Source organism: Kribbella sp. NPDC005582, assembly GCF_040605415.1.
Taxonomy (GTDB): Bacteria; Actinomycetota; Actinomycetes; order Propionibacteriales; family Kribbellaceae; genus Kribbella.
In genome coordinates this window covers 51,143-63,196 of sequence record NZ_JBEXCU010000006.1, presented here as the reverse complement: position 1 = coordinate 63,196, position 12,054 = coordinate 51,143, and the positions used below count along the sequence as shown (strand labels likewise).

The 12,054-nt window shown below is 67.9% G+C and carries 10 protein-coding genes; 5 read left to right on the top strand and 5 right to left on the bottom strand.

Features of this window, described 5'->3' with window-relative positions:
* The first annotated feature begins 25 nt into the window (after nucleotides 1-25).
* On the top strand, nucleotides 26-877 hold the full coding sequence (locus ABZS29_RS29610; RefSeq protein ID WP_355466739.1) for an alpha/beta hydrolase: 852 nt from the start codon (nucleotides 26-28) through the stop codon (nucleotides 875-877).
* Nucleotides 878-883: 6 nt separating this feature from the next.
* Here ABZS29_RS29610 and ABZS29_RS29605 read toward each other — a convergent pair whose 3' ends face one another.
* Complete coding sequence (locus ABZS29_RS29605) at nucleotides 884-2,410, bottom strand: alkaline phosphatase D family protein (RefSeq protein ID WP_355466737.1); 1,527 nt, start codon at nucleotides 2,408-2,410, stop codon at nucleotides 884-886.
* Between the two features lie 249 nt (nucleotides 2,411-2,659).
* Between ABZS29_RS29605 and ABZS29_RS29600 the strand changes: the two genes are divergently transcribed.
* From ABZS29_RS29600 to ABZS29_RS29590, 3 genes are read left to right on the top strand one after another with little or no spacing between them, the layout of a single operon-like run.
* Nucleotides 2,660-3,664: an acyl-CoA desaturase gene (locus ABZS29_RS29600; protein ID WP_355466735.1), complete on the top strand. Its 1,005-nt coding sequence runs from the start codon at nucleotides 2,660-2,662 to the stop codon at nucleotides 3,662-3,664.
* Between the two features lie 27 nt (nucleotides 3,665-3,691).
* The gene (locus tag ABZS29_RS29595; protein ID WP_355466734.1) at nucleotides 3,692-4,738 is read left to right on the top strand and encodes an acyl-CoA desaturase; all 1,047 of its coding nucleotides are present in this window, start codon (nucleotides 3,692-3,694) and stop codon (nucleotides 4,736-4,738) included.
* A gap of 9 nt (nucleotides 4,739-4,747) precedes the next feature.
* Nucleotides 4,748-5,608, top strand: coding sequence for a hypothetical protein (locus ABZS29_RS29590; RefSeq protein WP_355466732.1), 861 nt, complete (start codon nucleotides 4,748-4,750; stop codon nucleotides 5,606-5,608).
* Here the strand turns inward: ABZS29_RS29590 and ABZS29_RS29585 are convergent.
* The 4 genes from ABZS29_RS29585 to ABZS29_RS29570 form a co-directional block, all read right to left on the bottom strand.
* Complete coding sequence (locus tag ABZS29_RS29585) at nucleotides 5,562-6,593, bottom strand: LacI family DNA-binding transcriptional regulator (RefSeq protein WP_355466730.1); 1,032 nt, start codon at nucleotides 6,591-6,593, stop codon at nucleotides 5,562-5,564. The two genes, ABZS29_RS29590 and ABZS29_RS29585, sit on opposite strands and share 47 nt — an antisense overlap.
* A gap of 204 nt (nucleotides 6,594-6,797) precedes the next feature.
* Nucleotides 6,798-8,492, bottom strand: a complete 1,695-nt coding sequence (locus tag ABZS29_RS29580; protein ID WP_355466728.1) for a ribonuclease J — start codon at nucleotides 8,490-8,492, stop codon at nucleotides 6,798-6,800.
* On the bottom strand, nucleotides 8,489-9,403 hold the full coding sequence (gene dapA, locus ABZS29_RS29575) for a 4-hydroxy-tetrahydrodipicolinate synthase (protein ID WP_355466726.1): 915 nt from the start codon (nucleotides 9,401-9,403) through the stop codon (nucleotides 8,489-8,491). The genes ABZS29_RS29580 and dapA overlap by 4 nt, the downstream gene beginning before the upstream one ends.
* A gap of 117 nt (nucleotides 9,404-9,520) precedes the next feature.
* A complete protein-coding gene (locus tag ABZS29_RS29570; protein ID WP_355466724.1) occupies nucleotides 9,521-10,345 on the bottom strand; it encodes a metal-dependent hydrolase in 825 nt (274 codons plus the stop codon).
* A gap of 123 nt (nucleotides 10,346-10,468) precedes the next feature.
* On the opposite strand from ABZS29_RS29570, the gene argG reads away from it, so the two are divergent.
* Entirely contained in the window at nucleotides 10,469-11,902 is a 1,434-nt protein-coding gene (argG, locus tag ABZS29_RS29565) for an argininosuccinate synthase (protein ID WP_355466723.1), read from the top strand.
* The last annotated feature ends 152 nt before the right edge of the window (nucleotides 11,903-12,054 follow it).

Below are 12,054 nucleotides of genomic sequence, written 5' to 3'. Positions count from 1 at the left end.
ACTATGTTCGTAGTACCGTCGGATGATGGATCTTCAGGGGGTGAGCCACCGGTTCGTCGACCTCGCGGGCGTGCGTCTGCACGTGACCGAGGCCGGCAGCGGTGAGGCTGTGCTGATGCTGCACGGATTTCCGCAGCACTGGTGGGAGTACCGCGACGTGATTCCGGCGCTCGCGCAGAAGTACCGGGTGATCTGTCCGGATCTGCGCGGCGCCGGTGAGTCCGACGCGCCGCCCACCGGGTACGACCGGGAGACGCTGCTCGGCGACGTCACCGGCCTGCTGGACGCGCTCGAACTCGATCGGGTGCATCTGCTGACGCACGACTGGTCCGGCATGCTGGGGTTCCTGCTGTGCCTGCAGAACCCCGAGCGCGTCCGCGATCACCTGGTGCTGTCGATTCCGCCGCCTGGCGCGAAGCCCGAGCTCAGCATGCTGCCGAAGGTCCTGCGGCACGGGTGGTTCAACCTGCTTCTCCCCTGGCCCGGACTCGGCCCGTGGGCACTCCATCGGACGAGCTTGGCCCGGACGATGCTGCGTGGTCACACGGTCGCGATGCCGGAGGAGACGATCGAGCTCTTCGCGTCACAGTTCACCGAAAGCGCCCGGGCGGTGGCCGGCTCGGCGCTGTACCGCACCTTCATCCAGCCCGAGGGTCTGCGGATGATGCGCGCGAAGAACAGCCAGCGGCTGACCACGCCGACCCGGGTCCTCGTGGGCGCCGAGGACCACGTCGTACGGGCCGGTTCGATCCACGGCTACGAGCCGTTCGTCGACGACCTCGAGGTGGTCGAGGTCGCCGGCGCGTCACACTTCCTGGTCGACGACCGGCCGGACGCCGTGATCGAGCACGCTCTGGAGTTCTTCGCGCAGCACTGAGCGCCGTCAGCGGTGGGCTGGATCGAGGTCCTTGGCCCAGAGGACTGTGCCGAACAGGTTGCGCAGCGACGCGGTGAAGACGCCGGTGCGCGGGTCGATCTGGACGTGGCCGAAGAACTGGTTGCCGCCACTGGGCGGCTGGTTGGGGAAGTCGGCGGCCTTCACGAACTCGGCCTTCGGCCCGAAGGTCGGGTCCAGGGTGTTCGGGCCGAACGTGCCTGCGTTCACCGGACCGGCGACGAGCTCCCAGAACGGGTCGAAGTCGGTGAAGGCCGCACGCGACGGGTCGTAGTGGTGGGCGGCGCAGTAGTGCACGTCCGCGGTCAGCCAGACCGTGTTGCGCACCTTGCGCTTCTTGAACTGGCTGAGCACCCAGGCGATCTCGTGCTCGCGACCGCCGGGCGCGCCGCCGACGCCGTTCGCGACGGCCTCGATCAGCGGGCCGTCCGGAACCAGTAGGCCGAGTGGCATGTCGCTGGCGATCACCTTCCAGGTCGCCTTGGACGCGGCCACCTCACGCACCAGCCACTCCGCCTGTTCGGTGCCCAGCATCGCCACCGGGCCGACGGTGGCCGGTGTGGGGTTGGCGCCGCGGTACGTGCGCATGTCGAGGCAGAAGACGTCGAGCAGCGGTCCGTAGCTCACCTTGCGGTAGATGCGGTTGCGGCCGGCGGTATGCACCATCGGGAGGTACTCGAGGAACGCCTTCCGGGCTCGGGCCGCCAGTACGTCGACCCGCTTCTCGGTGTAGCGGTCATCAGTGAGGATCTCGCCGGGGTACCAGTTGTTCAGCGTCTCGTGGTCGTCCCACTGGCTGACGATCGGTACGTCGGCGTACAGGGCGCGGACGTTGTCGTCGAGCAGGTTGTACTTGTACCGGCCGCGGTACTCCGCCAGCGTCTCGGCGACCTTGGAGACCTCCTCGGTCACCACGTTCTTCCACACCGTGCCGTCCGGGATCTGCACCGTCGCCGCGATCGGGCCGTCGGCGTAGATGTTGTCGCCGGAGTGCAGGAAGAAGTCCGGGCGGGTCTCGTGCATGGCCTTGTACGCGATCATCCCGCCGAACTCCGGGTTGATGCCGTACCCCTGGCCGGCGGTGTCGCCGGTCCAGACGAACGACAGTCCGCGGTTTCGGCCCGGCGTACTGAAGGAGCCCTCGGCGGACTCACCACGCCGGCCGTACGCGTCCTCGAACGCGATCCGGTAGTCGTACCGCTGACCGGGGCGCAAGCCCCGCAGCGGCAGCTGAGCGGTGAAGTCCTGGTCCGATCCGGTGACCGGGCCGCACAGCCGCACTGCGCGATCGAAGCGACCATGGCTCGTCAGGTCGACGACCATCCGCGCATCACGGTCGGTGCGCGACCAGACCACGGCAGAGTTCGAGCTGACGTCACCCGACATGACTCCCGACGGCAGTGCGGGCCGATCACGCCGTACGACGTTCGGAGCCGCCACAGCGACCTCGGGCAACGCCAGCGAAGCACCGGCGACGGTGGATGCGGCCAGGAGCTGGCGGCGACTCAGTTTCATGCGCCAAGCGTCATCCGGCGGGATGACTGACGTGTGAACTGGTGGTGACTGCTTGGCGCGGTATCGGAGTCGCCTTGCGAAGGGTTGCCTCACGTGGTTCCGTTGGGGGCATCAGCCACAGTTGTGGCGCTGCCCTGAACCTGGTGGCGCATCGACGCGATGTACTACCCGGACCGGGGTGTTCTCTTGTCACAGCTCGTCGCGGACAGTAATCCGCAACAGCGCTTCACGAATCTCTACACCGACCTCATGCGCACCGTTCGTGACCTCGGCCTGCTCCGGCGGCGGCCGGGCTACTACTGGATCCGGATCGGCCTGGTGCTCGCCGCCTTCGCCGGAGTCTGGGTCGGTGTCGGCCTGCTCGGCAATTCGTGGTTCCAGCTCCTGATGGCCGGCGCCTTCGCGCTCGTGCTGACCCAGGTCGCGTTCCTCAGCCACGACAGCTCGCACCGGCAGATCTTCCAGTCGGCCAGATGGAACGACTGGACCGCGCGGCTGCTCGCGGGCGGCCTGATCGGGATCAGCTCGGCCTGGTGGAAGTCGAAGCACAGCCGGCACCACGCAGCGCCGAACCAGTTGCAGCACGACCCGGACATCGACATCGGCGTGGTCGCCTTCACCCCGGAGCAGGCGGCTCGCCGGACCGGGTTCCAGGCCTGGCTGACCGCCCGGCAGGGCTGGCTGTTCTTCCCGCTGCTGACGCTGGAAGGCCTGAGCCTGTACGTGTCCAGCGTGGGGCACGTGTTCCGCCGGGGCGCGAAGAAGGTCGAGCGAGTCGAGGGCGCCCTGGTGCTGACCCGCATCGGCAGCTATCTCGCGCTGCTGTTCTACCTGTTGCCGCCCGGTAAGGCGTTCGCGTTCCTCGGCCTGCAGCTCGCCGTCTTCGGCGTCTGCCTCGGCGGATCGTTCGCACCGAACCACACCGGCATGCCGTTGGTGCCGGCATCGATGAAGGTGGACTTCCTGCGTCGCCAGGTGCTGATGTCGCGCAACATCCGGGGCGGTCTGCTGATCGACTTCGTGATGGGCGGACTGAACTACCAGATCGAGCACCATCTCTTCCCGAGCATGCCGCGGCCGACGCTCAAGACGGTCCAGCCGATCGTCCGCGAGTACTGCGAACGGCACGGTGTGAACTACACCGAGGTGTCCCTGCTGGCGTCGTACAAGGTCATCGTGGACTATCTCAACAACGTCGGGCTGCGGGCGCGGGACCCGTGGCAGTGTCCGCTTGTCTCGGCCTACCGGGGGTAGTTGGTGACAGGTCTCGATCCTGAACGAGTGCGTCCGCCGCAGCAGTACACCAGCCTCTACACCGACCTACTGCGGACAGTGCAGGAGCTCGGGCTGTTACGACGGCGGTACGGCTACTACTTCACGCGGATCGGCCTGGTGCTCGTTGCGCTGGCCGGTGTCACGGTAGGCGTCGTCGTACTGGGCAATTCGTGGTTCCAGCTGGTGCTGGCTGTGGTGCTGGCGCTGGTGCTCGTTCAGGTCGCTTTTCTGAGCCATGACAGTGCGCACCGGCAGATCTTCGACTCTGCGGCGTGGAACGACTGGACGGCTCGGGTGCTGGCCGGTGCGCTCGCCGGGATGAGCGTGACGTGGTGGCGCACCAAACACTCACGTCATCACGCCGCACCGAACCAGGTGGACAAAGACCCCGATGTGCAACTGAAGGCGGTCGCCTTCACACCGGATGCGGTGCTGAGCCGCGGACCGCTCGGCCGGTGGATCGCCGCACGCCAGGGCTGGCTGTTCTTCCCCCTGCTGACACTGGAAGGCCTCGGACTGCACGCGTCGAGCATCCGGCACCTGTGTCGCCGTGACGCCGGCAAACTAGAGCGGGTCGAGCTAGCGGTCGTGATCACCCGCCTCACCCTGTACGTCGCCGCGCTGTACGTGCTGCTGCCACCCGCCAAGGCCACTGCGTTCCTGGCTGTGCAGCTCGCCGTCTTCGGAGTGTTCCTGGGCGCTGCCTTCGCACCGAACCACAAAGGCATGCCGCTGGTACCTGCCGGCATGAAGCTCGACTTCCTCCGCCGCCAGGTGCTGATGTCACGCAACATCCGCGGCGGTGTGCTCGTCGACTTCGCCATGGGCGGACTCAACTACCAGATCGAGCACCACCTCTTCCCGAGCATGCCGCGCCCGACGCTGCGCCGCGTGCGCCCGATTGTCCGCGAGTACTGCGAACTGCACGGCGTGAAATACACTGAGGTCGGCCTGTTCGCGTCGTACCGCATCGTCGTCGAGTACCTGAACAACGTCGGCCTGCACGCCCGCGACCCGTTCCAGTGCCCACTGGTGAGCGCTTACCGCAAGTAGTGTGGCCGCATGGTGCTGGGGTTGATTTGTGCGTTGGCTGCGGCGGTCGCCTATGGATTGGCGTCGGTGCTGCAGGCTGCGGCGGCCCGGACCAGCCCTGATGTCAGTGCGCGCGGAGTCGTTCGGATCGTCGGTCAGTGGCGGTTTCTGGTGGGTATCGGGATGGACCTGCTCGGGTTCGGGCTGCAGATGGTTGCCCTGCAGTCGCTGCCGCTGTTCGTCGTACAGGCGGCGCTGGCCGCGAGCCTCGCGGTGACTGCGGTCGTATCGCGGCTGCTCGGCGTACGGCTTGGGGCGAAGGAGTGGACAGCCGTGGTCGCGGTCTGTGGCGGGCTTGCGCTGCTGGGGATCTCGGCCGGCAGCGAGGGCGGTACGGCGGTCGGTCACGCCTTCCGAATGTGGTTGATCGGGGCAACGATTCTGCTCGGGCTGGCCGGGCTCGCGACCCAGCGCGCTCCGCAGCGACTGCGGGCTCCCCTGCTCGGACTGGTCGCGGGGCTGGCGTTCGGCGTCGTGGCGATCTCCGGCCGGATCATCCACGACTTCCACCCGCTCAAGCTGCTCGCCGACCCGGCCCTCTACACAGCCGTGGTCGGCGGTGCGTTGGCGATGTTCTTCTACGCGTCGGCGCTGCAGCGCGGCGGCGTCACGATGGCGACGGCCATGCTGGTCGTCGGCGAGACCGTCTTCCCAGCGTTGGTCGGGCTGCTGGCACTCGGAGATCATTCCCGGCCAGGCTTCGGTGCCGTCGCGGTCGGCGGCTTCCTCGTCGCGGTCGCGGCTGCCGTCGTACTGGCCCGGTTCGGTGAACCGGGCGCAGAGACTACGAGGACGGCGGGATCTCCCCCGAGCCACGAATCGTCAGTTTGACCGGCACCCGGACCGTCCGGCCGGGCCGGTGCGGTTCGGGGAGGCGCTCGGTCATCAGCTGGATCGCGGTCCGAGCCATCACGTCGGCCGACTGTGCGACCGCGGTCAGACCGGGCTTGAGCAGGTCGCCGAGCGCGAGGTCGTCGAACGAGACCAGCGCCACCTGATCACGCCGGCCGGCCAGCCCACGCAGTACCTCGGCCGTGGTCATGTTGTTCGCCGACAGCAGCGCCGTCGCCGGCTCCGGCCGATCCAGTACGGCGGACAGCGTGATGCCGATGCCTTCCGTGGTCGGCTCGGACAGGTGCACGAGGTCTTCGTCCACGTCGATGCGGTGCCGGGCCATCGCGGCCCGGTAGGCGACCACACGCTCGCGCGCGGTGAAGATCCGCTCGTCGTCGCCGAGGTACGCGATCCGCCGGTGTCCCTGGCGGACCAGGTGATCGATCGCCTGGTCGATGCCGCCGGCGTTGTCCGCCAGTACGGCGTCCGCCTCGATGCCGTGCGCGGGACGGTCGATCGTGACGACCGCCATCCCGGCGTCGACATGCGGCGCCAGGTACTCCTGGGTCTCTCCGATCGGCGCCATGATCAGCGCGTCCGGGCGGCGAGCGACGAACTCCAGGCAGACGTCGCGCTCGCGCTCCGGGTCCTCGTCGGTCAGGCCGATCATCACGACCGAGCCCGACGAGCGGGCCCACAGCTCGACCGCGCGGCCGAGCGAGGCGAAGAACGGGTCGCCGATGTCGCGGATGACCACCGCGATCGTCCCGGTCTTGCCGCGGCGCAGCATCCGGGCCGACTCGTTCGGCGTGTAGTTCAGTTCCTTGATCGCCGCCTGGACCTTCGCGGTCAGCTCGGGGCTGACGTTCGGCTCCTCGTTGACCACCCGCGACACCGTCTTCAGCGCCACGCCGGCCCGGGCCGCGACCTCCTTCATCGTGGGCCGGCGCTGCCCCGTGCCGTTCACACCGTTGATGCTCATCGCCGGCCCACTCCCTGTCTGTCCCAGTACCGAAGTACTTAGGGTATGTCTCTTGAGTCCGCGCCGTAGCGAGCATGTGCTCGGCGCGGTGCATCGGTGCGCTGGAGGGGAGGCCTCGATGCTTTTCCATCGTGGCCTTTCCTCCAGTGCGGCGAGGTGCCGTGCCGAGTGCAGCGCAGTAGGCGGGGAGTCAAGAGAGATGCCCTAACTCTGCACGACGATCGGGATGATCATCGGGCGCCGGCGGTGGGTGTCACTGACCCACTTGCCGACCACCCGGCGGATCACCTGCTGCAACTGGTAGATGTCGTCCACCCCGCCGCCGATCGCCTTCGCGATCTCCGCCTCGATCTTCGGCTTCAGGTCGTCGAAGACGGTGTCGTCCTCGGCGAACCCGCGGGCCTGGATCTCCGGTCCGGCGGTCAGCTTCCCGGTGACGGAGTCCATCACGGCGATCACCGAAATGAAACCCTCGTCGCCCAGAATCCGGCGATCCTTCAGCGACGTCTCGGTGATGTCGCCCACCGTCGAGCCGTCCACGAAGACGTAGCCGCAGTCGACCTTGCCGGCCACGACGACCTTGCGGTCGATCAGGTCGACCACCACACCGTCCTCGACGACGACCACGTTCTCCCGCGGTACGCCGGTCTGGATCGCCAGCTCGGCGTTCGCGTGCAGGTGCCGGATCTCGCCGTGCACCGGCATCACGTTGCGCGGCTTGACGATGTTGTAGCAGTAGAGCAGCTCGCCGGCACTCGCGTGCCCGGAGACGTGCACCAGGGCGTTGCCCTTGTGGACCACGTTCGCGCCGTGCCGGGTCAGGCCGTTGATCACCCGGTAGACCGAGTTCTCGTTGCCCGGGATCAGCGAGGACGCCAGGACGACGGTGTCACCCGGCTGGATCTGGACGACGTGGTGGTCGTTGGCCGCGATCCGGGACAGCGCCGACATCGGCTCGCCCTGGGATCCGGTGGAGACCAGCACGACCTGCTCCGGCGGGTAGTTCTCCAGCTCACGCATGTCGATCAGCGTGTCGCCGGGCACCTTCAGGAAGCCCAGGTCCCGCGCCACGGCCATGTTGCGCACCATCGAACGGCCGACGTACGCGACCTTGCGGCGGTGCTTGACCGCCGCGTCCATGACCTGCTGGACGCGGTGCACGTGGGAGGCGAAACAGGCCACGATGATGCGCTGGTTCTTCGCCTTGGTGAAGACGCCGTCCAGCACCGGCGCGATGTCGCGCTCGTGCGTGGTGAAGCCGGGGACCTCGGAGTTGGTGGAGTCGACGCAGAACAGGTCGACGCCCTCCTCGCCCAGCCGCGCGAACGCGTTCAGGTCGGTGATCCGGCCGTCCAGCGGCAGCTGGTCCATCTTGAAGTCGCCGGTGTGCAGCACCATGCCGGCCGGCGTCCGGATCGCGACCGCGAGGGCGTCCGGGATCGAGTGGTTGACCGCGACGAACTCGCAGACGAACGGGCCGATCTGCAGCTTCTCGCCCTCGACCACGGTCTGCTGCGGCACGTTGCGGTGCCGGTGCTCCTTCAGCTTGCCCTCGAGCAGCGCGAGCGTGAGCTGCGACCCGATCACCGGGATGTCGCCCCGCTCACGCAGCAGGTAGGGCAACCCGCCGATGTGGTCCTCGTGGCCGTGCGTCAGCACCACCGCGACGACGTCGTTCAGCCGGTGCCGGATCGGCTGGAAGTCCGGCAGGATCAGGTCCACGCCGGGCTGGTTCTCGTCCGGGAACAGCACTCCGCAGTCGACGATCAGCAGCTTGCCGTCGTACTCGAAGACGGTCATGTTGCGGCCTACTTCACCGAGGCCGCCGAGCGGGATGACCCGCAAAGCGCCCGGAGCCAGCGGTCCGGGCGCGTCGAGATGTGGATGGGGATGGCTCATGCAATCAGTCCTGCCAGTTTCAAGTCGGTGGTGAGCCGATCCATCTGTTCGGCGGTCGCCTCAACCAACGGCGACCGCAACGTCGCGTGCTCGATGACGCCGGCCAGCTGGAGCGCGGCCTTCACCATGATGGCGCCCTGGGTAATGGTCATAATCGTCTCGACGGCGGGCACCAACCGTCGATCAATCTCTTGTGCTCGGGCGAGGTCGCCGGCCAGTACGGCGTCAATCAGCTGCCGGTACTCCGGGCCGGCGACGTGGGCAACGACACTCGCGATGCCGACTGCGCCGATCGCCAGCATGGCGAGGTTCAGCTCGTCGGCACCGCAGTAGTAGAACAGATCGGTGTTCGCGAGCACCTTCGTGGTCGCGGCCAGGTCGCCCTTGGCGTCCTTCACCGCCACGATCCGCGGGTGCTCGGCGAGCGCGATCAGCGTCTCGGTCTTGATCTCCACCCCGGCCCGGCCGGGGATGTCGTAGAGCAGGTTCGGCAGGCCGGTCGCGTCCGCGACCTGCGTGAAGTGCCGCCGCAGACCCTCCTGCGGAGGCTTGTTGTAGTACGGCGTCACGACCAGCAGCCCGTCGGCGCCGGCGGCCTCGGCCTGCCGGGCGAGCTCGATGGTGTGCGCGGTGTCGTTCGTCCCGACGCCGGCGACGAGCTTGGCGCGATCGCCGACAGCCTCGCGGACCGCGCGGATGATGTCCGCCTTCTCCTGGTCGGAGGTGGTCGGGGCCTCGCCGGTCGTCCCGTTCAGGATCAGGGCGTCGTTCCCGCCGTCGACAAGGTGCGTGGCCACCTTCTGCGCCGCGGCCAGATCAAGGGATCCGTCGGGCTGGAAGGGGGTCACCATGGCCGTGGTCAAGCGGCCGAAAGGCAGCGCCGACGCGGCGAGGAGTTCTGGCGAGGACATGGTGCTCAGATTACCGTCCCGACGCCCTGAAGAAATGAGTAGGCCTGGTGGCTGTCCGCTCGGGGGTCCGGGCAGCCACCAGGCTCACTCGTCCTATCGGGCAGACCCATGGGGTCGTTACAGGTTCCACGAAAAAAGTCCGGAAAAAATTCTGTGTGCACTTTGAGTAACGTCTCCATCACTGAATGTAGACAAAACGAACGGATAGACGCCTGGCAGCAGCAGGATCCCGGCAATCAGCAACGCCGGTACGACGATCAGCCGCTCGACGCGGCTGTTCGTACTGAACCGGAGCAACCGGGGCAGGCGTAGTTCGTACCAGGTCTCGCCGCGGATCGGCAGCGGCCACAGCCACGGACAACCGGAGCGGGTCAGGCTGTCGCCCAGACAGTGCGTGAACATCCCGAGCCCCACGGCCACACCTATCCAGCCGCCGATCCCCGACAGACCCGCCTGGAGCGCGTCGGCCGGCGTCGTACCGGGGAGCGCCGTACCGAAGACGGAATAGGCAGTGGCTCCGAGGACCGCGAACAAGACCCAGTCGCCGAGCACGTGGGCCGCGAGCAGCAGTCCGGTGGCCGCGATGGCCAGCACTGCCCACTTGCCGCGGTCGCCCAGGCTGGCGGCGAGCATGCCGAGACCGATCGCGGCCGCCAGCGTATGCGTGGCATGGCGATGCTTACCGGTGCTGTCCTCGTCGCGTGGACCTTTGGTGAGGCGGTAGAGAACACCGGAGAAGGTCCGGATCGCACTGGAGATCAGGCCGGTCACCGGCCCGAGAATCCGGGACGCGCTCCCGCCGGGATGATCCAGGTCCGGTACCAACGCGTACCCCGCGGTCGCCGCGGCGAACGGCACCACCTCGGCCACCGAGGTCAGCCCGACCAGCGGCGCCACCGCCAGCCCCACGACCCACCCCGACAACGCATGCGACCGCCCCATCATTGGTGCGCCTCACTCCCCTCCAGCAGACCTCCATCCTCTCAATCCAGCCCCAGCAGTCACAACAGCCACACCCATCCCGGGCATTTTGCATAATCATTCAGGGTCATGCATACTCTTCCTATGTCCAAGGTGCTTACGTCGTTGCCGGTTGGTGAGCGGGTCGGGATCGCGTTCTCGGGAGGTCTCGACACGTCGGTCGCGGTCGCGTGGATGCGCGACAAGGGAGCGGTGCCCTGTACCTACACCGCCGATCTCGGTCAGCCCGACGAGCCCGACATCGCGTCGGTGCCCGGCCGGGCGACGGCGTACGGGGCCGAGCTGAGCCGGCTGGTGGACTGCCGCGCGGCGATGGTCGAGGAAGGCCTGGCCGCGCTCGCCTGCGGCGCCTTCCACATCCGGTCCGGCGGCCGGACGTACTTCAACACCACGCCGATCGGCCGGGCGGTGACCGGCACGATGCTGGTCCGGGCGATGCTCGACGACGACGTCCAGATCTGGGGCGACGGGTCGACGTTCAAGGGCAACGACATCGAGCGGTTCTACCGGTACGGCCTGCTCGCGAACCCGCAGCTGCGGATCTACAAACCCTGGCTGGACGCGCAGTTCGTGCACGAGCTCGGCGGCCGCAAGGAGATGTCGGAGTGGCTGGCCAGCCACGACCTCCCCTACCGGGACTCGGTCGAGAAGGCCTACTCCACCGACTCCAACATCTGGGGCGCCACGCACGAGGCGAAGACGCTCGAGCACCTCGACCAGGGCCTCGAGGTCGTCGACCCGATCATGGGCGTCGCGCACTGGGACCCGTCGGTCGAGATCGCCACCGAGGACGTCACGATCGGCTTCGTCCAGGGCCGGCCGGTGACGATCAACGGCAAGGAGTTCGGTACGGCGGTCGACCTGGTGCTCGAGGCGAACGCGATCGGCGGCCGGCACGGGCTCGGCATGTCCGACCAGATCGAGAACCGGATCATCGAGGCGAAGTCGCGGGGCATCTACGAAGCCCCGGGCATGGCGCTGCTGCACGCGGCGTACGAGCGGCTCGTGAACGCGATCCACAACGAGGACACGCTGGCCAGCTACCACAACGAGGGCCGCAAGCTCGGCCGGCTGATGTACGAAGGCCGCTGGCTCGACCCGCAGTCCCTGATGCTGCGGGAGTCCTTGCAGCGCTGGGTCGGTACGGCGGTCACCGGCGAGGTGACACTGCGGCTGCGGCGCGGTGAGGACTACTCGATCCTCGACACGACCGGCCCGTCGCTGTCCTACCACCCGGACAAGCTGTCGATGGAGCGCATCGAGGACTCGGCCTTCGGCCCGGTCGACCGGATCGGTCAGCTGACGATGCGGAACCTGGACATCGCCGACTCCCGCTCCAAGCTCGAGCAGTACGCCGGTCTCGGCATGTTCGGCTCGTCGAACCCGGCGCTGGCGTCGTCGACCGACCTGATCGGCCCGATGCCGACCGGTGGCGCGCAGGCCATCGCGTCCCGCGGCGAGGCCTCCGACGAGGACCTGCTGCTCGACCGCGCCGCCATGGAATCCGGCACCGACTGACGCAGTACCTGAGGTTTGGCTGGCCGGTCGCATCCGCTGCGGCCGGCCGGTTCCATTTGACGGGTCAGCCACTCGGCATGTGGGTGGGCTGGCCGCATGCAGTTGGCCCACCCACAACGCGCTGGGTCAGCCTGCCGGGTGAGCTTGTGCCA